The sequence below is a fragment of the Devosia aquimaris genome (genome assembly GCF_020169335.1).
GTDB classification, from domain to species: Bacteria; Pseudomonadota; Alphaproteobacteria; order Rhizobiales; family Devosiaceae; genus Devosia; species Devosia aquimaris.
Genome location: NZ_JAIEZN010000001.1, coordinates 993049 through 1018497 on the forward strand (window position 1 = coordinate 993049; position 25449 = coordinate 1018497).

Consider the following 25449-nt stretch of genomic DNA (forward strand, 5'->3'; position numbering starts at 1 on the left):
TCACTACGGGCCAGCCTCCGCGACAGTTCAGCCTATTCGAGCACTTCCGCCAGGTGTTCGAGCGCGGCGTTCCAGGCTTCGATCGAGAAGATGCGCGATTCTGGGTCGGCATGGGCCAGGCCGCGTTCGGTCAAGGTGATCTGCGTCTGCTCGCCGCCGATGTCCTTGAAGCGCACGTCCAGCACGAAGATGAGGTCATCCTCTTCGTCCTCGGCATCCTTGTGCACCCAGCTCATCACCAGCTTCTCGTTCTCGACAAAACCCAGGATCTCGCCGCTGACCGTATGGTCCTCGGGATCCTCGTCATCGCCAAAGGTGGTAAACTTGTATTCGCCGCCCTCGAAGGCATCGAGCTCAGCCTCATCGGCCTGCCATTGCTCGATCAGCGCCGGGTCGGTCCAGGCTTTGAACACATCGTCGATATGCGCATCGATGGTGCGGCTGAGGGTAATCTGGCTTTCATTGTCCAGATCCATGCCATTGCTCATGGGTTACGCCCTTTCTGCCGGTTTCGCACCTGTGCCGGTTTGGCGACAACGCGGTGCACACTTTGCTAGCCCATTGACCCCAGGTGTCACGCTCTGTCGAGTGGCATGCTACTGCACTTAGGGCATGGCAGCACGATACATTGATCAGTCGGTGTTGGCCGCCGTCAAATCTATGCTCATCACCATGTCGGGAAATCTGCCCATCATCGGGCGGGGGAACGAATGGCTCCGCGGGTAGGATTCGAACCTACGACCAATCGGTTAACAGCCGATTGCTCTACCACTGAGCTACCGCGGATCACCTTCGTTGTCCTTCTTGCGAAGGCGAGGGTCATGTACCGAACTTGATTTGGTTTGCCAAGCCCCAATTGCCGCCTGTGTGAATAAGTTGCGACATCGCCCTAGCTTCGCGCGCGATTTTGCAGCGCAATCAAGTCCTTGATCGTGTTGAGATTGGCGAAGGGATTGGCTTGGGCCCAGCCGCTCCAGTCGATCCGAAGAGACCCGAGCGAACTGTGCAGTGCCTTCAGACTACCCGGTTTGCCGGCGTTTCCGGTGGCCGAGAGCATGTCCTGCAGCGCTTCCAGTCGCCAGATCGCATTGGGCGGATAGAAGTCTTCTCCCCAGGCCGCATAGGCCGCGGGGGCATCGCCCAGGGCCAAACTTATCCTCGCCACGAAATCCTCTGGTAGAAAAGGCGTGTCGGCTGCGACCGACACCAAGGTGCCTGTCGTGATTCCGCTGTCTGCCAACTGTTTGGCGGCAGCAAGCAGCCCAGCGAGCGGTCCGCCCGTAGATTCGGGCAGATCGGGGACGGCCTCGCAGGAGGATGGAATCAGGAGCTGCTGCCGTGCCGGTCCAGTGGCGACCATGACGGGGTCACGGACCCCATTCAGCCCGCGTATGACCCGCTCCAGCACTGGCAAACCGCCAATGCGCAGCTCACCCTTGCGCACGCCCCCCAGCCGCGTCCCCCTGCCTCCCGCAATGATCACGGCATAGGGGCGTTCACTCATGTGCCCATGGTCTCTATTGCTGGTTTGATGCCGAGGCGGAGCAGCACCAGCATGGCGATGCCGCCCACCAGCCCCCAGAACGGCGCACCAACGCCCAGCACGGTGATTCCCGAAGCCGTTGTAACGAATGTGAAAATCGCCGGCAGGCGGACATCCTCATGCACCAGCGCCCCGGCCAGGGCCGCAGTCAGGCTCGACAGCAGGGCAAGTCCGGCCACCGCCTGGATCAGAATCGGCGGGGAGGCCGCGATGAAGGCGGCCGCAAGGCTCGCTGCCGGAGCCAGCAGCAGATAGACCACGCCCGCCGAGATCGGCGCCGGCCAGCGCTTGTCGCGATCGGGATGGGCCTCCGGCCCGGCGCAGATTGCTGCCGTGATCGCTGCCAGATTGGTGGTATGGCCGCCAAACAGTGCCGTCGCGGCGCTGGCGATGCCGGTGACAATGAACATCGGCGCCGGTGGCAGGGTGTAGCCATTGGCCTGCATGACGGCCAGGCCCGGCAGGTTCTGCGATGCCATGGTCACGATATAGAGCGGCAATCCGATGCGGATGATGGCGTCCATGGTGAACACCGGCATGACCGGTGCAAACACCGGCCAGCTGCCATCGAGCGCGCCGGCAGGCAGATGCGTGGTCGAGGCCAGCAGCACGCCGGTGACCACCACCGCGATCGGCACGGCAAAGCGGCGGGCAAAGCGCAGCCCGAGCACCCAGGCCAGCAGGATCGGCAGCGCCAGCGCCGGCAGTTCGGCCACGGCCTTGATCGGCGCCAGGCACAGGGTCAGCAGCATGCCCGCCAGCATGGCATTGGCAATCGGTGCGGGGATGGCCGCCACCAGCCGGGCCAGCGGGCGGATCAGCCCGGTGAGCACCAAAAGGCCGGCCGCGACAAGGAAAGCGCCCGCCACCGCGGGGAAGCCGCCCACCGGTTCGCCCACCGTCAGCAGGAAAGCCACGCCCGGCGTTGACCAGGCAAAGCTAGCCGGCAACCGCATGCGGGCGCTGACCACGATATTGAGAATGCCGATGGCAATGCACACCGTCATCAGGCCCGATCCAGCCTGCTGCGGCGTTGCGCCAGACGCGGTCAGCGCGGCCAACACCAGGGTAAAGGTGCTGGCATAGCCGACAATGGCGGCCAGGGCGCCGGCCATGATGGGCTGGAAATAGGTGCGCGCACCTCCACTGGACACTGGCTCGATCTGGCTCACGCGACTCTCCATAGTGAAGGCCACACCCTAGGCAGCCCGGCCCAAGTGGTGAAGCACCAAACGCATCCGCGCTGCGCTAACACTTTGGCAACCTGCTCGCTTGCATATGAACGGGCGGTCGATTAGATAGCGCCGCAGAGGCCTCGTGGCGGAGTGGTTACGCAGCGGATTGCAAATCCGTGTACTCCGGTTCAATTCCGGACGAGGCCTCCATTTTCCCCTTTTCGGTGTTGATCCGGTCCGGCGTTCCGCGCGGTCCCCTGCTTGCACATGGCTCCCATGCGCCATCCTTTTTGTCGCGCCACGCAAAGGTGGCTTGCCAAGCGGGCGGGGGGAGGGATATTCACGTCCAGCATATGACGTATGGGGCGGATGATCGCAGATGACGGATTTCGGGCGGCTTCGGGCCGTGATGGTCGACAATCAGTTGCGGACCAGCGGCGTGACCGATTGGGGCGTTCTGGCGCAGATGGGCGCGGTTCCCCGCGAACGTTTCGTGCCCGCCGAGCGGCAGGCCCTGGCCTATATCGATGATATCCATTGGCTGGGCGGCGGTCGCGAGCGCTTCATGATGGCGCCGGCCACCCTCGCCAAGCTGCTGCAACTGGCCGAAATCAATGATACCGAGAGCGTGCTCGATGTGGGCGCCGGCACCGGCTATGCGACGGCGGTGATTGCCGGGCTCGCTGCCTCCGTGGTCGGGCTCGAGGCCGATGCGGCCCTGGCCCAGGCCGCCAACACCAATCTGACCGGCTTGGGGCTGGCAAATGCCAGCGTGATTGCCGGCGATGTCAGTGCTGTCGGCACCAGGATGTTCGACCTCGTCTTTGTCGAAGGCACGCTCGATGTGGTGGCAGATGCCTTGCTCGGCGTCGTCAAGGACGGCGGCCGGCTGGTCGCCCTGGTGCGCGATGGCGGCGTGAGCGTGGCCAGCGTGTTCGTCAAGACGGGCAGCACGGTGACTGCGCGCGGCGAGTTCAACGCCACGCTGCCCGCACTCGACACCACGCCGCGTACTGTCGAGTTCGTATTTTGATTGCGAGGATGATCCCGTTGCCTCGATGCAACGCTGTGGGATCATCCCTACATTAAACTTTGGTATTGTCGGTCGCCGCAGGTTGTTAACCCGACGAGGGCGGCTATAAAGTCTTGGTGTTCTGGAGGCGGCGATGAGTTTTCGCAAACGTTTGGCGGTTAGCGCCGTGGCTGTGTTGGCAAGCGCGCTTGCCGTGAATGGCGCACAGGCGCAGTCGATCGCCCAGGCACTGACAATTGCCTATGATCATGCGCCGGACCTGCAGTCTGCCCTGCTCAATGCCAAGGCGTCGGCCGAAAACATTGCTCTCGCCAAGGCCGGCACCCGGCCGACACTGGGCGCTTCGGTCAGCGGCAACTACAGCTGGTCGCTCGCCGGCGGCAAATTCACCGACGGCACATCGCTGACCACCGGCCTGTCCTATAGTCAGACCCTTTATGACGGAAACAAGACCAATTCCGAGGTCGAGGCGGCCCGCGCCGGGGCCGAGGCGGCCGAGTACCAGATCCGCAATACCGAGCAGAACGTGCTGCTCGCGGTGGTGCAGGCCTATGTCTCGGTGCTCAGCAACAGCCAGCTGGTGGCGTTGCGGCAGGAAAACCTCTCCTTCTTCCAGGCGCAGTTGCAGTCTGCCCGTGACCGGCTGGACGTCGGCGAAGGCACCCGTATCGATGTGGCTCAGGCCGAGGCCCGTCTGGCCCAGGGCGACGCGACTTATCGCGCAGCCCTGAGCAATCTTGAGACCAGCAAGGCCACGTTCCAGCGCTATGTTGGCCAGGCGCCGCACAATCTGAGCGCCTCTCATAATTTCAGCCGCCTGATCCCCAGCGGCCTGTCGGCTGCCATCGCCGAAGCCGAGACGGGCCATCCGGCCATCCTCATGGCCAAGGCTGCTATCCGTGCGGCCCAGGCCAGCAGCAAGGCTGCCGAAGCCGGCTTCGGGCCCAAGGCATCGCTGAACGGTTCGGTCGGCTCCAAGGTCACCGGGCAGAACGGCTCGCCGACCGACGGCTTCAGCGGGTCGGTGTCCTTCCAGATCACCGTGCCGCTCTATGCGGGCGGCGCCATTGGCGCCAGCGTGCGCAAGGCCAATATCGAGCAGATCAAATCAGAAGTGGACGCCATGTCCTCCTACGACAAGATCCGTGAATCGGTGATTTCGGCCTGGGCCGGTATCCAGAGCGCCGATGCGCAGATCTCGGCCGCCAGCGCTGCTGTGTCCGCCGGCAAGACCGTGCTCGATGGCGTCATCCAGGAACGCGACCTGGGCACCCGCACCACGCTGGACGTGCTCAATTCGCAGGCCGAACTGACCACGGCCCGCGAGGGCCTGATCAATGCCTCGTCCAACAAGGTGCTGGCGACATTCTCCTTGCTGGCCGCCATGGGCCACCTGACGGCAAGCGACCTCGGCCTCAATGTCGAAATCAAGTCCGCAGCACGCTACACCGATGCGGTGGACGACGTCTGGGCGGAACTGCGCACCGTCTCCGAATAGGCACTGTCCCATTATTGACCAGACTTGGTGGCCGGGCTTTGTCCCGGCCACAAGTTTTAGTGGAAGACCTTGTGTGCAACGGCCTGCGCGATTCCTAATTTGTGCCGCGCAGTCTAAGGTATTGTTTACGAATCAGGGATTGGCTGCACTTGCGGAGCGTTGCAAGCCCCCGGATCGAGCGCACGAGTAAGAGGCATCGATGAACAAGCCGGCACCAAAAGAACCGTCCATGGACGAGATCCTGTCGTCCATCAGGCAGATTATCGCCGACGACGACGCCGCCGGCGCGCCGCGCCGGCCCTCCATGCAGGCTGCCGCCGCGCCCATGGAAGCTGCTCCCGCCCGGTCTGCTGCCGGTTCGCTGGATCGTGACCTCAGCGACATGCTCGACGATATCGAGCCGCTGGCGCTGTCGCCCGCCCAGATCGTGTCCGATGACGACGATGTGGGTGGTTTCAGCTTTGACTCCATCCTCGCCGACACCGAACCCGCGGCTGCCGCCGAGGAAGAGGACGATCCCATGGCAGCTGCCATGGCGGCCGTGCCCAATCTGGTCGATCCCGAAGACATCGCCTTTGCGCCCGAGCCAGTGGAAGACGATCTGCCGTCTTTCGATCCGCCGCCGCAGCGCGCGCCGATGGCCGCGCCCAAGCCGCAGCCTGCCGCCGCAGCGCCGGCCCGCGCACCCGTGATGCCGGAGCCGGAGCCCGAACCCGAACCGGCGTTTGACCCCGAGCCGGAGCCGGAACCCGAGTTTTCGCCCGTCGCCGCGATGGAAGAGCCCAGCTTCGATCCCGAGCCGGAAATGGCGGCACCCCCGCCGCGGCCGCAGCCGACAGTTGCCCAGGCGGCGCCCATGCCGGACGCGCGCCTGTCCAGCGACATGGCCGACCAGCTGCTCGAGCCGGCAACCCAGGCTGCCGTGCGCAGCTCGATCACCAAGCTCAATGGCCTGGGGCTGGGCAATGCCGGCGCCACCATCGAGTCGCTGATGCGCGACATGCTGCGCCCCATGCTCAAGGAATGGCTGGACGAGAACCTGCCGTCCGTCGTCGAGCGCATGGTGGAAAAGGAAATCGCCCGCATCTCGCGCGGCGACTGACCTTTCCGGCCGCGCGTGGCCTGTTCGATTGTCCGATGCCGAATTGGCGCGCAGCCTATTGCGCGCCAAAGCGCCGGTTGCAGTTGACCCCGCCAGCCGCATTTGCTTGAAGTCTGCCAACCTTGTTTTTCGGCCCGCCAGCCTCCCTGGCGGGTCTCTGCTGTTGCGAGTGACCCATGCTTGAAAAGTCCTATGAGCCCGGCGCCGTCGAAACGCGCGTCTATGCCGACTGGCTCAAGGCCAATGCCTTTGCCGCCGGGGCAGGGGCCGCGCCCGGCGCCGAGACCTTCACCATCGTCATTCCGCCGCCCAATGTGACGGGCTCGCTGCATATCGGCCACGCGCTCAACAATACCATTCAGGACATCCTGGTGCGGTTCAACCGCATGCTGCGCAAGGATGTGCTCTGGCAGCCGGGCACAGACCATGCCGGCATTGCCACCCAGATGATCGTCGAGCGCCAGCTGATGGAGCGCCAGCAGCCCGGTCGCCGCGAGATGGGCCGCGAGAAATTCGTCGAACGCGTCTGGGAATGGAAGGCCGAGAGCGGCGGCACGATCATGAACCAGCTCAAGCGCCTGGGCGCTTCGGCTGACTTTTCGCGTGAACGCTTCACCATGGGTGAGAACGGCGTCGCCGATGACCAGATGGTGCGCGCCGTCACCAAGGTGTTTGTCGAGCTGCACAAGCGCGGTCTGATCTATCGCGCCAAGCGCCTCGTCAACTGGCACCCTGGCCTGGAAACCGCGATCTCGGACCTCGAGGTCGAGAACATCGAGATCAAGGGCCACATGTGGCACCTGCGCTATCCGCTGGCTGATGGCGTAACCTACCAGTTCCCCATTGCGCATGATGAAGAGGGCAAGCCCACCGAGTGGGAAACCCGCGACTACATCATCGTCGCCACCACGCGCCCCGAAACCATGCTGGGCGACTCCGGCATTGCCGTGCACCCCACCGACGAGCGCTATGCCAGCCTGGTTGGCAAGTTCGTCGAGCTGCCGCTCGTCGGCCGCCGCATTCCCGTCGTCGCCGACGAATATGCCGACCCCGCCCTGGGCACGGGCGCGGTCAAGATCACGCCGGCGCATGACTTCAACGACTTTGAAGTCGGCGTCCGCAACAATCTCGAGCAGATCAACGTATTCACCACCCAGGGCGCGATCATTTCGGCCGATTTCGTGCCGGAAGACCTGCGCGGGCTTGATCGCTTTGCTGCGCGCAAGGCCATCGTCGCCAAGCTGACCGCCCTGGCCGAAGCCGAGCCCACCCGTGGCCTGGCGTTCATCGAAGACAAAAAGATCATGGTGCCGCATGACGAGAAGAGCAAACTCGTCGTCATCGAGCCCTTCCTGACTGACCAGTGGTGGGTCAAGGCCGATGTGCTGGCGCAGCCGGCCATGGCCTCGGTGCGCGAAGGCCGCACCAAATTCGTGCCGCAGCAATATGAGAACACCTATTTCGCCTGGCTGGAGAACATCAAGCCCTGGTGTATTTCGCGCCAGCTGTGGTGGGGTCATCAGATCCCGGCCTGGTATGGCCCGGACAATGAAGCCTTCGTCGCCCAGAGCGAGGCCGAAGCCCAGGCGCTGGCCGATGCCCACTATGGCAAGCCCGTAACGCTCAAGCGCGACGAAGATGTGCTCGATACTTGGTTCTCCTCGGCCCTGTGGCCCTTCTCGACCCTGGGCTGGCCCGACGACACCGCCGAACTGCGTCGTTACTATCCCACCGACGTGCTGGTCACCGGCTTTGACATCATCTTCTTCTGGGTCGCCCGCATGATGATGATGGGGCTCGAATTCCTCAAGGAAGAGCCCTTCCACACTGTCTACATGCACGCCCTGGTCCGCGACGAAAAGGGCCAGAAGATGAGCAAGACCAAGGGCAATGTCATCGATCCGCTGAACCTGATCGACCAGTACGGCGCCGATGCGACGCGCTTCACCCTGGCGGCCATGGCCGCGCAGGGACGCGATCTCAAGCTCTCCATCAGCCGCGTCGAGGGCTATCGCAACTTCGTCACCAAGATCTGGAACGCTGCGCGCTTCCTCGAGATGAACGAATGCCGCCGCGTCGACGGCTTCGATCCCAAGGGCAACACGCTGGCGCTCAACCGCTGGATTGTCGGTGCCACCGCGCGTGCGGCCGCTGCCGTCAGCAAGGGCATCGTCGACTATAAGTTCAACGAAGCCTCCAATGCCGCCTATGACTTCGTCTGGGGCACCTTCTGCGACTGGTATGTCGAATTCGCCAAGCCGGTGTTCATGGGCGAGGACGAGGCCGCCAAGGCCGAGACCCGCGCCACTGCGGCCTGGGCGCTCGACCAGATCCTGTTGATCCTCCATCCCTTCATGCCCTTCGTTACCGAAGAGCTGTGGGCTGAGACCGGCAAGTTCGGCCCGGCGCGTGACAACATGCTGATCCTCTCCGACTGGCCTGATCTGGCGGGCCTCGAGGATGCCGAAGCCGATGCCGAGCTGACCTGGCTGATCGACGTGATCACCAATGTGCGCTCGGTGCGCAGCGAAATGAACGTGCCCGCCGGCGCCAAGCTGCCGCTGGTGGTGGTGGGCGCGGGCGACACCACGCTCAAGCGCCTCGTCGCCGGCACCTCGCTCATCACCCGCCTGGCGCGGCTGGAGAGCATTTCGCCCCAGAACGAGGTGCCCGGCGAGTCGGCGCAGTTCGTCGTCGGCGAAGCCACCTGGGCATTGCCGCTGGCCGAGTTCATCGACATCCCGACCGAAAAGGCGCGGCTGGAAAAGGAAGTCGGCAAGCTCGACGCCGAGGTCAGCCAGATCGACAAGAAGCTCGGCAATGAGCAGTTTGTCGCCAAGGCGCCCGAGGAAGTGATCGAGGAGCAGAAGGCCCGTCGCGAAGCCGCCGTCGAGCGGCGCCACCATATCGCCGAGGCGCTCAAGCGCCTCAGCTAATTCCGGAATCGGACCGGCACCCGCTTTTCGCGGGGCCGGGCCGGTGCGGATTGCTGTCAACCGAAGCGAGATCGAGCATGGATGACACACCCCGCGAACCGCCCACCAGGGCCATGCAGAATGGCATGATCGGCGTCGGCGCTGTGCTGATTTTTGACGGCAAGGGCGGTGTGGTGCGCATCGAGCCGACCGCCGAGACGCCCAGGATTCCGCCGCGCGGCTTCAAGCTGGTCTGCGGCAACTCCAAGGCGCCCGAATTCAAGGTCTGGCTCAAGGAAGAGCTGGGCGTGTTTAACGCCGACCTGCTCACCGTGCCCAGTACGCGCTCGCGCTGCACCGTCATCGAAGACCGCGCCATGGTGGTGATGCGTGTCGCCCGGCCCGGTGCCGAGCCCGACGACATGGGGCGGCAATTGCTGACCCTGTGGATCGAAAAGGGCCGGGTGATCATCGCCTCCGAGCTCAACATTCTGGACTTTCTGGGCCTCACCAAATGGGAAGCCTCCCATCACGCGCCGGTGTCGCCCGCCGATCTGGTTGCCCGCCTGGGCCTGCGCGCGGCCGATCGACTCGAACCCCTCGTTGAGCGTCTCGGCGATCGGCTCGACGAGATCGAGGAATCGCTGATCATCCAGAACACCTCGCGCGCCCAGGGCAAGCTCAGCCATCTGCGCCGCACGCTCATCAGCTTCCGCCGCATCGTCTGGCCGCAGCGCGATGTGCTCAATACGCTCGAAATCGAAGACCTGTCGCATTTCTCCCCGCGCGACCGCATGCGTCTGCGCGAGGCATCGGCCCGCTCGGCCCGGCTGGGTGACGAGTTGCAGGCGTTGTCTGAACGCGCTGTGCTGGTGCATGAGCAGATCATCGACGCCCGCGCCGAACAGATGAACCACACCATGATGGTGCTTGCGGCGGTGACGGTGGTGTTCATGCCGCTGACGCTGCTGACCGGCGCCCTGGGCATGAATGTGTCCGGCATCCCCTTTTCGGATAATCCCCATGCCTTCTGGGTGGTCTGTGCCGCCCTGTTCGGCATGTCGCTGGGCATCATCTGGTGGATGCGCCGTCGCCGCTGGCTCTGACGTAGATGAGGCCCCGTGCGATGCGCCCGGAGCCCATATTTGTCTAGATACGCGCCTGGACGCGATGCAGCCCGGCATAAAGCCCGTCGGCAGCCATCAACTGGTCATGCGTGCCTTCTTCGCCAATGCCATTGGGCGTCAGCACCAGGATGCGGTCGGCCTGTCGGACAGTCGACAGCCGATGCGCAATCACAATGGTGGTGCGCCCCTTGGCCAGCGACAACAGCGACTGTTGCACCGCTCGTTCGCTGTCATTGTCGAGGGCGCTGGTGGCCTCGTCAAAGATCAGGATGGCCGGGTCCTTGAGGAAGGTGCGGGCAATGGTCAGGCGCTGCTTCTGCCCGCCCGAGAGCTTGACGCCGCGTTGGCCGATGTCGGTGTCATAGCCGCGGGGCAGGGCCATGATGAACTCATGCGCATTGGCCGCCTTGGCCGCCGCGATGATGTCGTCATCGCTGGCATCGGGACGACCATAGCGCAGATTGTCCGCCACGGTGCCGCTGAACAGATAGACATCCTGCTGCACCACGCCGATGCTGCGCCGCAGCGAGGCCAGCGTCAGTGACCGCACGTCCCGGCCATCGATGCTGACCGAACCTGATTCCACATCGTAAAAGCGCGGGATCAGCGCACAGAAGGTGCTCTTGCCGACGCCCGATGGTCCGACCAGGGCGACGAATTCGCCCGGCCGGATATCGAGCGACAACCCGTCGAACACCAGCCGCCCATCGCTTTCGTAGCGGAAGGCGACGGTGTCGAAGCGGATCGCCCCGGCCACCTCGCCGATATCGACGGCGCCGGGCGCGTCGACGATGTCGGGCTCTTCCTCCAGCAGCTCCATGGCGCGCACGAAGCCGGTATAGCCCTCCTGCCAGAGGCGGATGAAGTTATCCAGCCGCCGGATGGGGTCGACCAGCACCCCGACGCAGAGCAGGAAGGTCAGCATGTCCGAGACACTGAGCTGGGCATGCAGGATGCGGATCGCGCCCGCAACAATGACCAGAATCGTCACCAGTTGCGAAAACCCATCCATGCCCGACCACAGCAGCGCCTCGCTGCGGTAGCCGTCGCGACGGCTTTCGAAGAAACGCTGGTTCTCGACGTCGAAGCGGCGCAGCTCGTCACCTTCATTAGCGAAGGACTGCACCACCCGGACGCCGGCCAGCGCGTCCTCGACCCGTTCATTGACTGCCGCGATCTGCTCCTTGCTGCCCTTGAGCGCCACATGCATGCGCCGGTTGAAGTGGCGGGCATAGGCCACTGCCAGCGGCGTCAGCAGCACGATCAGGCTGGCCAGCACCGGATCGATGTAGATGAGGACCGCCAGGGCCCCGACGAATTTGAGCAGGCCGATGGCCAGGTCTTCCGGCCCATGGTGGAACAACTCGCCCAGCCAGAGCGAGTCATTGCTGATCCGGCTCATCAACTGCCCGACGCGCTGGCGGTCGTAGAAGCTGAACGACAGCTTCTGGCAATGCTCGAACAGCTCGCGCCGCACATCGGCTTCGATGCGGGCGCCCATCACATGGCCCTTGTAGTCCACGAAATAGGTGGCCAGCGTCTGCACCAGGAAGATGGCCAGCATGATGCCGCCCATGACCAGAATGGGCACAAGCCCATTGTCGCCATCCTTGAGATCAACCAGGTGGCTGGTGATGTAGTTGGCGCAAAGCGGCAGTGCGACAGCCGTCGCTGCCACCAGAACGGCGCAACCGAGGACTGCGGCAAGCAGGGCGCGGTGCGGTCGATAATAGCCCACGAAACGGGCAAAGCGTGGACGCGTCAGCGCCTCGGCAAGGCCCGACGGGCGGTGTTTAGGGAAAAGGCGAGCGAGAAGGCTCTTACGGCTGGCGTCTGTTTGCGCCCCCGTCCACGGAGTTTGAGAGGTCATAACCGATGATGTTCGAATGATGGGAAATGGAGTTCAGAGCGGACAGGGTTTTCATCGGTTGCTCCCAGGCGTGGACGTGCACATGGTTGTGCAGATGGCAGGACCATGAGCGGGCAAAGGCGCGCCGGCAACAGATTTTGTCGAGGTCAGCGACGGAAGGTCGGTGGCTGTGGCAGCCTCGACACGCTTGGCACGGCCCGCAGATGTGACGATTCAGCAACAAAATACGTCAAACGATTTCGCCGGCGCGTTTCGCAACGATTTGGCGATATTTGTCGCCACAATCTGCCGCTATCGAATTTATAGGCATCCGGGGGCGGGTGACTACAGTTGCGGCCATCAGTTCGGCGGGCGCCTGCTTGTGCAGGTCCGGTCGAGCAGCTTGGCTTCTGCTCTCTAGCGAGAGCGACGGCTGTAATGTGGCGGGAAGGCGGGACGGCGACGTGGCCAGCAGATCTGCAGATAGGTCGATAATTCCGATGGCGCTGATCAGCCTGCCACCAAGCGCAATTTTGTGAACGGCTCGGCTTCAATGCGGTCACAAACGAAGTTTACCAAATTCTTAATGCTGGCGTTGCGCGTGGTCAGTCGACACCCGATGATGTGGGTCGGAGGCCATGCGGACGCTGGGGCATCTGGCGCTGCGGCGCCGGGTTTGCCCGGTAACAGAAGTGTTCTGAATGGCGCCCGCGTCTTGGCGGGCGAAAGGAGTATTATGCGCATCGAGAGGGATAAGCCCTTCACGTCCGTTGCGCTGGCAGCCGCCCTGTCCCTGTGTGTGGCTGTGCTGCCCGTGCAGGCCCAGACAGCGGCGGATGCTGCGCTCGACATGGCCAACTTGCTCGACGGTGCTGGTGGTGGTGTGTCAAGCGGCGAGCTGATTGCCGCTTTGCAGAACGCCGCTGACGCAGGTCAGCCCATGGCTATGTGGCAGCTTGGCACCATGTACGAGAACGGTGAGGGCGTGGACCGCGACCCCGCCAAGGCCTTCGGCTATTTTGCCCAGATTGCCAACCAGCACGCCGACACCGCGCCGCGCGGTGTGGAGGCCGACATTGTCGCGCGCTCCTTCGTCAAGGTTGGCGAGTATTACAAGGACGGTCTGCCCGACGCCGGCATTGCCGCGGATTCTGGCCGCGCCCATGCGCTGCTGCTGCATGCCGCGACCTATTTCGGCGACGCGGACGCCCAGTATCGCGTTGGCCTGCTCTATCTCAACGAGGAGGAGCTTGGCGTGAACCCGCTGCAGAGTGCCCGCTGGTTCTCTTTGGCTGCCCGCAAGGGCCATTGCCCGGCGCAGGCGCATCTGGGTGACCTGCTGTTCGCTGGCATGGACGGCATCGCCGCTCAGCCTGTGGAAGGGCTGATGTGGCTGACCATCGCGCAGCAGCGCTGTGCCACCACGTCGGATGCCGCCTGGGTCAACAAGATGTTCGACAATGCCATGTCGCTGTCGACGCCGGATGAACAGACCGAGGCGTCCCAGCTGGCCAAGACCATCGCGCCACAGGTCGCAGGCTTCTGAGCCCTGTGGCCGCGATGCGGCCGTGATCAAAGGCGGAACTGGCCCTCGACCGGCACGTGGTCGCTCGGCTTGTCCCAGCCGCGCACATCCTTGTGGACGGTGACACCATCGAGCAGATCTGCCGCCTGCGGCGACAGCATCAGATGGTCGATGCGGATGCCGGCATTGCGGCGCCATGCGCCCGCCTGGAAATCCCAGAACGTATAGGCGGCCTCTTCCGTGGTCGCGCGCAGCGCATCGGTCATGCCCATGTTGGCCAGCGTGCGGAAGCGTTCGAGGCTCTCCGGACGATAGAGGGCATCGCCCCACCACGCCTGCGGATCATGGGCGTCGATGGGCGAGGGGATCAGGTTGAAGTCACCCAGCAGCACGAAAGGTTCTTCGAGAGCCAGGCGCTCGGCGACGAAATCCTCGAGTCGGCGCATCCAGGCCAGCTTGTAGGGGAATTTCTCGCTGTCCACCGGATTGCCATTGGGCAGATAGATGCCACAGACTCGCACGACGCCGGTTTCCACCGAGAACACGCCTTCGATCAGCCGCGCCTGTTCGTCACTGTCATCTCCCGGCAGTCCGCGGGTGACCTCGTCAAAGGGCAATAGCGACAGGATGGCCACGCCATTCCAGCTCTTCTGGCCATGCGTCTCGACATTATAGCCCAGCGCCTCGATCTCGGCGCGGGGAAAGCCCTCGTCGACCGACTTGATCTCCTGCAGCACGACGATATCGGGCTTCTCCTGCGCCAGCCACGTCAGGAGCAGCTCGAGCCGGGCCTTGATGCCGTTGATGTTCCAGGTCGCAATGCGCATGTCAGCCTCCGTGGTGCCGAACGCTACTCATCCAGCGGGCAGGGGGCAACACTAGAGCGCGGCATAAACCGCGTTACACACCTCTGAACGATAGGCGCCGTCGCTGCCCTCGAGCCCAGTATTGCTCATCGACAGCACGCTGAGGCCCTTGTCGCGGTCGATGAACCAATTGTGCCCATAAATCCCGCCCCAGCGATTGCTGCCCGCCGACAGGGGTAGGCCCGCCACGGCGGGATTGGCAATATAGGCGCCAAAATAGCTGAACATCACGCCCGGCGAGACCGCCTGGGCGAGCTGAGGCGTCTGGTTGCTCAGCCCCTTGTCGACTGTTTCCGGGCGCAGGATCGGCCCGCCACCCGTCCGCAGGGCTTCCAGCAACGCCATGAAATCGGCAGCCGTGCCAGCTGCGCCGCCGCCACCAGACTGGAAGGCCGCGGCATCGAAGATCCGCTCGGGATCATAGCGAACCATGCTGCCCCAGGGACTCATCACCTCATGCACACTGCCCATGCGGGCCGGTTGGCCAGGATGATCGCCATAGGGCGTCGCCAGCCGTGCCGGGTCGCTGACGAAGAAGCCGGTGTCCACCATATGCAACGGGCCGGTTACCCATTTGGCGATGGCGTCTCCGGGCGTGCCGCCGCTCAGCCGCCCCGCGATGACCCCCAGCACATCGATGGATGGCCCATAGTTCCACTGGCTGCCCGGCGCAAACAGCAGCGGCAGTGCCGCCAGTCGGGCAAGCAGTTCGTCGGCATCCAGATGCCAGCGGTTGACCCCGGCCAGTTCCTCGGCGGGCGTCAGGATGGGCCCCGATGCCAGGCCGGAGGTATGGGTCAATAGGTGATGGATGGTGATATCGGGCGTCGAGCCGTCCGCCAGCCGCGGCGCAAAGCCCGGCAGGTGCAGGCTCACCAGATCGTCCAGCCGCAGTTTCCCGGCGTCGGCCAGCGCAAGGATGGTGGCCGCAACAACCGGCTTGGTGAGCGATGAAAAGCGGAAAATCGCGTCGCGCGTCATGGCGCGACCGGCCTCGCGGTCTGCCAGGCCATGGGCCTTGTCGTAGAGCGGCACGCCGTGCTGTTGAACCTTGAGCACGGCCCCGACGATGCGGCCATCGGCAATGGCCTTGGCGACGACGCCATCAAGCGCGGATTCCATGCTCATGGCAGTCTCCTAGAGGGCAGCGTAGACGGCGTCACGAATGGAATCGACATAGGCGCCATTGACGCCGGCCGGCGCCGTATTGCTCATCATCAGCACGGTCAGGTTGCGGGCCCGATCCACGAACCAGGAATGGCCATAGACGCCACCCCAACCCAACGTGCCCGGGCTTTCCGGCGTATTGGCCAGCTTGGGATCGACAATAATGTCCGAGAACAGGCTGAATTTGCAGCCGGGGACGCGATCGACATCGCCGGTTTGCGGGCTGGCCGCCAGGCGGAAGGTCTCCGGCTTGAGCAGCTTGGGCGCCCCGCGGCGGATTTCCTCAAAAAAGGCGAACAGGTCATCGGGCGTGCCCACCATGCCAGCCCCGCCGGACTGGAAGGTCTCAAGATTGAAGGCTCGCGACGGCGAGTAGATCAGCTCATTGCCCTGCTCGTCGCGCTGCGAATAGCTGTCGCCCATGCGCTCGGCGCCGCTGGGAGTATTACCATAATTGGCCGCCAGGCGCCGCGGGTCGGTGACGTGAAAGGCCGTGTCCGACATGCCCAGCGGGCCGGTGACATATTTATGCACGGCCGACTGCAAGGTATCGCCATGCACCTTGGCGACGACCGCGCCCAGCACGTCGATAGCGACCGAATATTCCCAGGCCGTACCCGGTTCGAAATGCAGTTCCAGCGCGGCAAGGCGGGTGAAATTGGTCTCGAAATCGACCGTCTCGTCGCGTAGGCCCGCGGCAACGCCGGTGCCACCATAATTATAGCCGAGCCCAGCCGTGTGGGTCAGCAGATGGCGGATGGTGATGGTCGGGGTGCGGCCCTGGAACTTCGGGGTGAAATAGGGCAGGTGGTCGGCTACGGCGTCGTCCAGCGACAGCTTGCCTGCGTCGCACAGCGCCAGCGCCGTCAACGACACCATGGGCTTGGTGACCGATGCCAGGCGATAGATCGTGTCCAGCGCCGTGGGCGTGCCCGCCTCGCGGTCGGCCAGGCCAAAGCTCTTGCGATAGACCGGCTCACCCCCCAGCGATACCTGGACGGCCCCGCCCACAATGCGGCTCTCGGCCATGGCAGTTGCGGTGATCTGGTCGATGCTGCTGGTCAAACTCATGCTGTGCCTCCGATTCACGGGCAGCATAGGGCACGGCAGCGGCGAAAAAGTCTAGTATGGTAGATCAGACGGCGAAGCTGGTGCCGCAGCCGCACGACGCCACCGCATTGGGATTGCGGATCTGGAAGGCCTGGCCGATCAGGTCATCGACAAAGTCGATCTCCGAGCCGGCCATGAACTCAAGGCTCATGGCGTCGATCAGCACGGTTGCATCGCCCTTTTGCAGGACGGTGTCGTCACTGGCCGGTTGCTCCTGCACCAGATTATACTCGTACTGGAAGCCCGAGCAGCCGCCGCCGGCCACGGAAATGCGCAGGACAGTCCCCTCGGCTTCCTTGGACAGGATGCGCGAAACGCGCTTGGCGGCGCGATCTGTGAGCACCACGGTGCTGGTGGGGGCAGGAGTGGGCGCCAGGGCAATATCGGTCATTTGCAATCCAGGCCTGATGAGAAGACGAGATTTCGTTATGTCATAACGGTCTGGATAAAATAGGAACTCCCTCTGGAATTGAAAAGGGCCTTGTCATCACCGATGTGCGAAACCGCTTCCTACGCCAGCCGATCCGAAGCCTCGCTGGGGCGGCTCTATGACACCGGGCCCAGCCCGACCCGCAGCCAGTATCAGCGCGACCGCGACCGCATCATCCATTCCACCGCCTTTCGCCGCCTGCAGCACAAGACGCAGGTGTTCTTCCGCCATGACGGCAATCATTTCCGCAACCGGCTGACCCATACGCTTGAAGTCAGCCAGATGGCGCGCTCGCTGGCGCGGGCCCTGCGCCTGGACGAGGACCTGGCCGAGGCGGTCGCCCTCTCCCATGATCTTGGCCATACCCCTTTTGGCCACGCCGGTGAGCGCGCCCTGCATGGCGCCATGGCGGCCTATGGTGGCTTTGACCACAATATACAGGCCATGCGCGTGGTCACCCGGCTGGAAAACCGCTACGCCGAGCACGATGGGCTCAACCTGACCTGGGAGACGCTGGAGGGCATCCTCAAGCACAATGGGCCGTTGATCCATTCCGATGGCCGTCCCTTCGGGCGCTATGCCGGGGAGGGCCTGCCAGCCGGTCTTGGCGACATCCCGGCGTCGGCTGATCTGCGCCTCGACAGCTATGCGTCGCTGGAGGCCCAGACCGCGGCGATTGCCGACGACATTGCCTACAATGCCCATGATATTGATGATGCCCTGCGGGCCGGGCTGATCACGCTGGCCGACCTGCGGGACGTGCCCTTGGCCGGTCCCATTGTGGCCGAGGTGCTGGACCGCTACCCCGACATTGCCCCCAAGCGGCAGGCCCACGAAGTGCAGCGGCGGCTGATCACCCGCAACATCGAGGATGTCATTGCTACCACAGATGCCAATATCGCCGCGGCCGGCATCAAGACGGCCGAGGACGTGCGTGCGGCCAGCCAGACCCTCGTCCAGTTTTCGCCCGAGGTCGCCGCGGCCGAAAAAGGTCTCAAGAGCTTCCTGTTCACCCGCGTCTATCGCCATGAGTCGGTGATGGTCTGGGTGCGCCACAGTGAAGATCTGGTGTGCCGGCTGTTCGATCACTACATGTCCAACCGCGATCTCCCTGGCCGCTGGGCAGCCATCGCCCGGGCGCAGGAAAGCGACGCGGCGCTGGCGCGGGTCGTCGCCGACTTCATTGCCGGCATGACCGACCCCTATGCCATGGACGAATATGCCCGCTTGTTTGACGCTAGACCGGAATTCGGTTAACCCCGGCGCACTTCATTAGTCAGGTCTATCATGGACGTTTTTGCACTGTTCTCCGCGCGCGTCGCCAATGCGATGCAGGTACTCTATCCCGAAGTCGGGAATGATCTGCTGGCCCGCATCGTGGTCGAGCCGCCGCGAGACGCTGCGCATGGCGACCTGAGCACCAATGCGGCCATGATCGTGGCCAAACCCATGGGCAAGAACCCGCGCGAGGTCGCCACCGCGCTGGTCGAGCATTTCAAGCACGATGCCGATGTGACCAGCGTGGAAGTGGCCGGCCCGGGCTTTGTCAATTTCCGTCTGGACGCGCCCATCTGGCACCAGGTTTTGCGCGCCATTGCCGAGCAGGGCGCCGACTACGGGCGCAGCAGCCTTGGCGGCGGCGAGCCGGTCAATATCGAATATGTCTCCGCTAATCCCACCGGGCCGATGCACGTCGGCCATACCCGTGGCGCCGTGTTCGGCGACACGCTGGCGGCGCTCATGGCCTTTTCCGGCTTCGACGTGACCCGCGAATACTACATCAACGACGCCGGCAGCCAGATCGACACGCTGGCCCGCTCCACCCTGCTGCGCTATCGCGAGGCGCTGGGCGAGAGCATCGAGATTCCGCCCGGGCTCTATCCCGGTGACTACCTCATCCCGGTAGGCGAAGCCCTTAAGGCCGAGTTTGGCGACACATTGCTGGCGATGCCAGAGGCCGAAGCCATTCCCTTGGCCAAGGATCGCGTGCTCAAGGCCATGCTCGAGCTGATCAAGGCCGACCTGGCCCGGCTTGGCATCCACCACGATGTGTTCTTCTCCGAGCGCCAGTTGCACGGGCAGGGGGGCGATATCGACCTCACGCTCGCCTGGCTGCGCGAGAAGGGCATGGTCTATGAGGGGCGCCTGGAAGCGCCCAAGGGCAAGACCCCCGATGAATGGGAAGACCGCGAGCAGACGCTGTTCCGCGCCACCGACTATGGCGACGACATTGATCGCCCGCTGATCAAGTCGGACGGCTCCTACACCTATTTTGCCGCCGACATTGCCTATCACCGCAACAAATTCCTGCGCGGCTTCAAGCACATGATCAATGTGCTGGGCGCCGATCACTCGGGCTATGTCAAGCGCCTGCAGGCGGCCACCAAGGCCGTCTCGCTCAATGCTGCCGATATGGACGTGCGCATTTGCCAGCTTGTGCGCCTGCTCAAGAATGGTGAGCCGTTCAAGATGAGCAAGCGGTCAGGCGACCTGGTCACTCTGGCCGACGTGGTTGACGAAGTGGGCGCCGACGCCACTCGCTTCATGCTGATGTATCGCCGCAATGATGCGTCCATGGATTTCGACTTTGCCCTGGTCAAGGAGCAGACCAAGGACAATCCGGTGTTCTATGTGCAGTACGCCCATGCCCGGGCCTATTCGATCTTCAAGACCGCCGCCAAGGACATGCCCGAGCTCGACCTGACGCCCAAGGGGCTGGCTGCCGCAGAGGTTGAACTGCTGACCAGCCAGGCCGATCTGGACCTCGTCCGGGTGCTGGCGGCCTGGCCGCGGACGGTGACGGCTGCCGCCATTGCCCATGAGCCGCATCGCATTGCCTTTTACGTCCACGAGCTGGCGGCAGCGCTGCACGCCTTCTGGGCCAAGGGCAAGGATGACCCGCAGTTACGATTTGTTAACCAGCAGGACCCAAAGCTGACGCTAGCGCGACTCGCCTTGGTCGACGCTGTTCGACAGGTCATCGTCAATGGCCTCGGTATCTTGGGCGTATCTGCTCCCACGGAGCTTTCATAATTCGGGCGCAATACCGTGTTGACTCGCGGTATGTGCCAGAAGTGCAAAGTGTGACGTTTGAAGAGGCGCTGCGTAATGCGAGCGAGACCCTAGTCAATGGCCGGACAATCCGACTCAGCCGAGGACCTGATCAACGAGCTTTCCCGGCTCATGGCGCAAGACGCCAGCGGTAGTCGCAGCGAGACTGCGCCAGCGACTGAGCCCGGATTCGCGGTTCGCATACCGGGGGAACCCAAGTCGCAGCCCACGCAGGCTGCCGCGCCGCGACCTGTGGCGCCGGTGCCTGCCGCCAATGCGCCTGCCGCGCCAACGCCGTCCTCCATCGATTTCCTGCGCTCCATCCCCTCGCTGGATGCCGAGCGTCGGAGCTCTGCGCCCGTCGCTCCCGCCGTGAGTGCTGAAACCTCGGCACGTCCCGAGCCGCAGTTTGCCCGCCCTGAGCCGCAGGTGGACCGTCGCGCCAGCGCGCCGGCAGAGACCGAGACCTTCAATTTCGACTTCGATTTCGATCTGGGTGGCAAGTCTGGCGCCGCTGAGCAGCCGGCTTTTCCCGCCTCGCCGGTGCCACCCGCGCCCAAGACCGCAGCCCCGGTGGCTGAAACCACCGTGTCAGCTCCGGCTGCGCCGGCCGTTGATGAACATGACAGCATAGCCGACCTCATTGCCGCAGACCTCGCTGGCGATGCGCCGCCAGCGGCGCCGGCGCCGCGCGTAGACGCGATGTCGTCGCGCAGCGAGCCCGAATTTGCGCCGCAGCCCGAAGCGCCTTCGGCGCGCACAGAGATGCAGCAGCCGCAGGAAGCGCGCGTGCCGCCGCGCCTGGACAATGATCGCTTCAAGGTGCCGCCAGTGTTCGGCCTGGGCTCCAGTGCTGCCCAGTCTGCCCAGCCCGCACCGGGTGTGTCGCCGCAGCCTGGCCCGCCCAAACTGCCGCCACGTCCGGTGATGCCTGTCGCCGAAGCGCCGGCGCAGGCCCACAAGCCGACTCCCATCGAGCCGATCGTGACGCCACCCGCGGCCCCGCCGCCGCAGGACAGTGCCAGCCTCGATCCCATCGATGAAATCGAGAGCCTGATTGGCCGGGCCATGCGGGTGGATCTGTCGCCCGCCGCCAGCGCGCCGGTGGAAGCCGCGCCCGAAGTCAGCCTGCAGCCGGTCCCCGCTCCTGGGCCGACCCCGGCACTGCGCAGCCTGGCGGGCAGTGATGCGCCACAGCCTGAAAAGCGCCGCGCCATGTCGGCTGCTGACGAGGCCATTTTTGCCGCTGCCCAGGCGACCGGAGCACAGATTGGCTGGGTCGACGAGCCCGAACTGCCGCCGACCGAAACCGCAGCGGAAGAGATTGCCCCGCGGCATCGCCGTCGCTTCGGCATCACCCGCGCTGTTGCCGGGCCACTGGTCGCCATCGCCTTGCTGCTTGTGGCCGGATTGGGCCTCTATTGGGTGCTGGGTCTGGGCGGTCGCGAGGCTGGTCCTGCGCCACTGCTGACTGCCGATACCACGCCCACCAAGCAGGACGCTCCGGTCGAGACGACAACACCACAGCAGTCGGTGGTGTTCAACGAGATTGATGGCGTCGCGCCGGGTGCTGAAGAGCAGCTGGTGTCGCGTGATCAGACCGTCACCGATGATGCCGTCCAGACCGCCGCCGCCATTCCCGCCCAGAGCGAAGAAGGCCTGGCCAATCGCAAGGTCCGCACGGTCACCGTGCGGCCCGATGGCACCATTGTTAGCAGCGACCAGGGCGTTGCCGGCAGCTCAATCCTGCCGGTGGATCGCCCCAATGTCCCCGAGGTTCCCGGTGCAACCGATGCCGTGACCGAGCTGTTGGCGGCAACCGAGACAGCGCTCGCAACCCCGAACGCCACGCCTGAAGCGACGACGCCGGCAACGCCTGCGCCTGAGGCCACCGCGACGCCGGTGGTGCCGGGCTCCACCGTCCCCGCAGTCGACCTCACTGGCAACGCCATCGCCGGCAAGACGGCAGTGATTCCGCTGCAGCGACCCAATGGGTTGACGCTGCCAGCAGCTTCGGCCGCCAGTGCCCAGACCTTGGCCCCGACGACCGAGGCTGCCACGACCACGCCAACGGCAGCACCAGCTGCCGCGGTCGAGCAGCCCGTGGCCGCCAGCACGCCTGCCGGCACCGCGCCGGCCTATGTGCAGCTGGCGTCGCAGCGGACCGAGCAGGACGCGCTCAACTCGGCAAACGCCATGGTGCGCCGCTTTGGCCCGCTCTTTGGCGGCGCCAACCTTGAGGTGCAGCGTGTCGATCTGGGCGCCAAGGGCATCTACTATCGCGTCCGCGTTCCCGCCGCATCGGCGGAGCAGGCGGCGATGATCTGCACCAATGTCAAAGCAGCTGGCGGCGACTGTTTCACCATGTGATCGGCCCGGCGGCTGCGGCCGCCGGCACAGCCTCGTGCAGGGCGCTTGACGCTCGCCGAACCGGCAGCCAAGGATGCGCCATGGTCCTGAAACGCCGCAAAAGCTCATGACGTCGCCCCAGCCTGACTGGTTTGAAACGCCCCCGCCGCCAGCCGACGAGGACATTCTCTATGTCGACGTCGACGGCTATGAAGGCCCGCTCGACCTGCTCCTCGATCTCGCGCGCCGCCAGAAAGTCGATTTGTCGGCCATTTCCGTGCTGGCGCTGGCCGAGCAATATCTGGGCTTCATCGAAACCGTGCGCGAAAAGCGCATCGAGGTCGCCGCCGATTATCTGGTGATGGCCGCCTGGCTGGCCTATCTCAAGAGCCGCCTCATGGTGCCGCAGGCGCCGTCCGATGATGAACCGTCCGGCGAGATGCTGGCCGCCATGCTGCAGTTTCGGCTCAAGCGGCTCGAGGCCATGCGCCGCGTGGCCAGCCAGTTGATGAACCGGCCGCGCCTAGGCTTTCAGGTCTATGCCCGGGGCATGGCCGAGCCCTATCAGATTGCGCGCACCAGCCTGTGGGAAGCCTCGCTCTACGACCTGCTCAAGGCCTATGCCGCCCAGCGCGAGCGGGGCATTTCCAGCGACTATGCGCCGATCCAGCGCACGGTCTGGTCGCTGCAGGATGCCCGCGACATTCTGCAACGCCTCATTGGCGACAGCGGCGAATGGGTCGCCATGGACACCTATCTCGCCCATTATCTGACCACACCGTCGGAGCGCGCAACCGTCCGCGCCTCCACCTTCGCGTCGAGCCTGGAGCTGGTGCGCCAGGGCAAGATCGACATGCGCCAGACCGAAACCTTCGGGCCGCTGTTCGTCCGTCGGCGCCGGAGTGACGGGGCATGACAGAGGTCGATGATGAGCGCGCAGAGATCACGGACCGCCATCTGCGCGTGCTTGAGGCGCTGCTGTTTGCGGCCAGCGAGCCGCTGGAGCCGGCCAGCCTGATGCCCTATCTGGGGGAGGGGGCTGACGTGTCGGCGCTGCTGCTGCAACTGCAGGCCCGCTATGCCGGTCGCGGGGTCAACCTGGTCCAGCGCGGCAACGGCTGGGCGTTCCGCACGGCAGAAGATCTCGGCTTCCTGCTGCGCCGCCAGGAGCAGGAAACGCGGCCGCTCTCGCGCCCGGCGCTCGAGACGCTCGCCATCATCGCCTATCATCAGCCCACCACCCGCGCCGAAATCGAGGAGGTGCGCGGAGTTGCCACAGGCAAGGGCACCATTGACCTGCTGATGGAGGCAGGCTGGATCCGCATGCGCGGTCGCCGCCGCACCCCCGGGCGGCCCGTAACCTATGGCACGACCGAAGCTTTTCTCGATCATTTTGGGCTCGAAACCCTGTCCGATCTGCCAGGGCTGGAAGAGCTAAAGGGCTCGGGCTTGCTTTCGGGCCGGTTGCCGCCGTCCATGCAGATACCGCTTCCCTTCGACGGCGCCTTGCGCGAAGACGAAGATCCGCTCGATCCCGACGATCACGATGACGATCGGGATCGCGATGACGATGGCGAGGATGACGACGCATAATGACTGAAGAACTGGCCGGCTGGGGAACCCGCGGCACCACAGGCGTCAGCTTTGCGGCAACGCTGGAATTCGACGCCGTTGACGTCCGGCTTGGGGGCAGGGCGGTTCTCGACCGCTTCAGCCTGACCCTGCGTCCCGGCGAGATCGTCTGCCTGCTCGGCGAATCCGGTTCTGGCAAGTCCACTGCATTGCGCGTGGCGGCGGGCATCCAGCCTATCCATGCCGGCTCGGTCCGCATCAATGGCGAAACGGTGTCACAGCCGGGGCGCACCGTGCCGGCGGATCGACGCGGCATTGGCCTGATGTTCCAGGATTTTGCGCTGTTTCCGCATCTGACTGTATTGCAGAACGTGCTGTTCGGCCTGCGTCGTCTGGGGCGACCGGCGGCCCTGGCGCAGGCGCGGGCGGCGCTGCGCCGTGTCGGACTTGGGGATCGTGAGGCCGACTTTCCGCACATGCTGTCAGGCGGACAGCAACAGCGCCTGGCGCTGGCACGCAGCGTGGCCCCGCGGCCCGGCGTGCTGCTGCTCGATGAACCCTTTTCCAGCCTCGATGCGCGCCTGCGCGAAACCGTGCGCGAGGAAACCCTGGCTGTGCTGCGCGAAACCAATGTGACCAGCCTGATCGTCACCCATGACCCCGAAGAGGCCATGGTGCTGGGCGATCGCGTGGCGCTGCTGCGCCACGGCCGCATTGCCCAGATCGGCACGGCGTCCGACATCTACAGCAATCCCATTGACCTCAATGCGGCGCGCTTTTTCTCACCGCTCAGCGAACTCGAGGCCGTGGTGCGCGACGGCGCGGCCCAAACGCCCCTTGGGGCAGTGCCGACGCCCGGCTTCGCCGACGGCGCCAGGGTGACGGTTGCCATCCGCCCGGCCGGTGGCGCCAGGCTGCGCACAACCGGCCCTGGGACACTTGGCCGCGTCATCGGCAAGCGCGACGCCATCGGCATCGACATCTGCGAGGTCAAGGTCGATGGGCTCGATATCCCAATTGGCGTGCGCCAGCCCGCCAGCCCCAGCATCGTTGCCGGCCAGGACGTATTCGTCACGCTCAATACGGAACACGTTCTTGTGTTTCCCTGCGTTTGAACCTATTTCTGGCCTATATATC

At 64.5% G+C, this 25449-nt stretch carries 20 protein-coding genes and 2 tRNA genes; 13 read left to right on the forward strand and 9 right to left on the reverse strand.

The genetic code is table 11. The features are described from left to right. Window positions 1-32: 32 nt before the first annotated feature. From K1177_RS04780 to K1177_RS04795, 4 genes are all read right to left on the reverse strand, one after another. Window positions 33-488, reverse strand: coding sequence for an SRPBCC family protein (locus K1177_RS04780; protein WP_224702174.1), 456 nt, complete (start codon window positions 486-488; stop codon window positions 33-35). A gap of 223 nt (window positions 489-711) precedes the next feature. Beyond that, window positions 712-786 (reverse strand) — tRNA-Asn (locus K1177_RS04785). A gap of 103 nt (window positions 787-889) precedes the next feature. Further along, window positions 890-1504 (reverse strand): molybdenum cofactor guanylyltransferase, encoded by a 615-nt coding sequence (mobA, locus tag K1177_RS04790; protein WP_224702175.1) that lies wholly within the window; start codon window positions 1502-1504, stop codon window positions 890-892. Continuing rightward, complete coding sequence (locus K1177_RS04795) at window positions 1501-2715, reverse strand: benzoate/H(+) symporter BenE family transporter (RefSeq protein WP_318153271.1); 1215 nt, start codon at window positions 2713-2715, stop codon at window positions 1501-1503. Before K1177_RS04795 ends, mobA begins: the two co-directional genes overlap by 4 nt. A 139-nt stretch (window positions 2716-2854) precedes the next feature. On the opposite strand from K1177_RS04795, the gene K1177_RS04800 reads away from it, so the two are divergent. The 6 genes from K1177_RS04800 to K1177_RS04825 all read left to right on the forward strand — a co-directional run bounded on the left by K1177_RS04800 (window position 2855) and on the right by K1177_RS04825 (window position 10372). Beyond that, window positions 2855-2928: transfer RNA gene (locus tag K1177_RS04800), tRNA-Cys, on the forward strand. A 169-nt stretch (window positions 2929-3097) separates the two neighbouring features. Then, on the forward strand, window positions 3098-3751 hold the full coding sequence (locus K1177_RS04805) for a protein-L-isoaspartate O-methyltransferase family protein (protein ID WP_224702176.1): 654 nt from the start codon (window positions 3098-3100) through the stop codon (window positions 3749-3751). A 133-nt stretch (window positions 3752-3884) separates the two neighbouring features. After that, on the forward strand, window positions 3885-5249 hold the full coding sequence (locus K1177_RS04810) for a TolC family outer membrane protein (protein WP_224702177.1): 1365 nt from the start codon (window positions 3885-3887) through the stop codon (window positions 5247-5249). A 199-nt stretch (window positions 5250-5448) separates the two neighbouring features. Then, window positions 5449-6351: a PopZ family protein gene (locus tag K1177_RS04815; protein ID WP_224702178.1), complete on the forward strand. Its 903-nt coding sequence runs from the start codon at window positions 5449-5451 to the stop codon at window positions 6349-6351. Window positions 6352-6527: 176 nt separating this feature from the next. Further along, window positions 6528-9287, forward strand: a complete 2760-nt coding sequence (locus K1177_RS04820) for a valine--tRNA ligase (protein WP_224702179.1) — start codon at window positions 6528-6530, stop codon at window positions 9285-9287. A gap of 77 nt (window positions 9288-9364) precedes the next feature. Continuing rightward, complete coding sequence (locus tag K1177_RS04825) at window positions 9365-10372, forward strand: CorA family divalent cation transporter (protein WP_224702180.1); 1008 nt, start codon at window positions 9365-9367, stop codon at window positions 10370-10372. Between the two features lie 43 nt (window positions 10373-10415). Here the strand turns inward: K1177_RS04825 and K1177_RS04830 are convergent, their stop codons facing one another. Then, complete coding sequence (locus tag K1177_RS04830) at window positions 10416-12263, reverse strand: ABC transporter ATP-binding protein (protein ID WP_224702181.1); 1848 nt, start codon at window positions 12261-12263, stop codon at window positions 10416-10418. A gap of 715 nt (window positions 12264-12978) precedes the next feature. Between K1177_RS04830 and K1177_RS04835 the strand changes: the two genes are divergently transcribed. Continuing rightward, window positions 12979-13788 carry a tetratricopeptide repeat protein gene (locus K1177_RS04835; protein WP_224702182.1) on the forward strand — a complete coding sequence of 270 codons (810 nt, stop codon included), beginning with the start codon at window positions 12979-12981 and terminating at the stop codon, window positions 13786-13788. 26 nt (window positions 13789-13814) lie between these two features. Here K1177_RS04835 and xth read toward each other — a convergent pair whose 3' ends face one another. The 4 genes from xth to erpA all read right to left on the reverse strand — a co-directional run bounded on the left by xth (window position 13815) and on the right by erpA (window position 17301). Then, entirely contained in the window at window positions 13815-14594 is a 780-nt protein-coding gene (xth, locus tag K1177_RS04840) for an exodeoxyribonuclease III (protein ID WP_224702183.1), read from the reverse strand. A 51-nt stretch (window positions 14595-14645) separates the two neighbouring features. Further along, complete coding sequence (locus K1177_RS04845; RefSeq protein WP_224702184.1) at window positions 14646-15761, reverse strand: serine hydrolase domain-containing protein; 1116 nt, start codon at window positions 15759-15761, stop codon at window positions 14646-14648. 9 nt (window positions 15762-15770) lie between these two features. Further along, complete coding sequence (locus K1177_RS04850; RefSeq protein ID WP_224702185.1) at window positions 15771-16871, reverse strand: serine hydrolase domain-containing protein; 1101 nt, start codon at window positions 16869-16871, stop codon at window positions 15771-15773. A gap of 64 nt (window positions 16872-16935) precedes the next feature. Beyond that, window positions 16936-17301 (reverse strand): iron-sulfur cluster insertion protein ErpA, encoded by a 366-nt coding sequence (gene erpA / locus K1177_RS04855; RefSeq protein ID WP_224702186.1) that lies wholly within the window; start codon window positions 17299-17301, stop codon window positions 16936-16938. A 102-nt stretch (window positions 17302-17403) separates the two neighbouring features. Here erpA and K1177_RS04860 point away from each other — a divergent pair, with 102 nt between their 5' ends. From K1177_RS04860 to K1177_RS04885, 6 genes are all read left to right on the forward strand, one after another. Beyond that, the gene (locus K1177_RS04860; protein WP_224702187.1) at window positions 17404-18597 is read left to right on the forward strand and encodes a deoxyguanosinetriphosphate triphosphohydrolase; all 1194 of its coding nucleotides are present in this window, start codon (window positions 17404-17406) and stop codon (window positions 18595-18597) included. Window positions 18598-18627: 30 nt separating this feature from the next. Beyond that, on the forward strand, window positions 18628-20373 hold the full coding sequence (gene argS / locus K1177_RS04865) for an arginine--tRNA ligase (protein ID WP_224702188.1): 1746 nt from the start codon (window positions 18628-18630) through the stop codon (window positions 20371-20373). Between the two features lie 96 nt (window positions 20374-20469). Further along, on the forward strand, window positions 20470-22761 hold the full coding sequence (locus K1177_RS04870) for an SPOR domain-containing protein (protein WP_224702189.1): 2292 nt from the start codon (window positions 20470-20472) through the stop codon (window positions 22759-22761). Between the two features lie 106 nt (window positions 22762-22867). Further along, the gene (locus tag K1177_RS04875; protein ID WP_224702190.1) at window positions 22868-23656 is read left to right on the forward strand and encodes a segregation and condensation protein A; all 789 of its coding nucleotides are present in this window, start codon (window positions 22868-22870) and stop codon (window positions 23654-23656) included. Then, window positions 23653-24333 carry an SMC-Scp complex subunit ScpB gene (gene scpB, locus K1177_RS04880; RefSeq protein ID WP_224702191.1) on the forward strand — a complete coding sequence of 227 codons (681 nt, stop codon included), beginning with the start codon at window positions 23653-23655 and terminating at the stop codon, window positions 24331-24333. Before K1177_RS04875 ends, scpB begins: the two co-directional genes overlap by 4 nt. Then, window positions 24333-25427, forward strand: a complete 1095-nt coding sequence (locus K1177_RS04885; RefSeq protein ID WP_224702192.1) for an ABC transporter ATP-binding protein — start codon at window positions 24333-24335, stop codon at window positions 25425-25427. Before scpB ends, K1177_RS04885 begins: the two co-directional genes overlap by 1 nt. Window positions 25428-25449 lie beyond the last annotated feature (22 nt).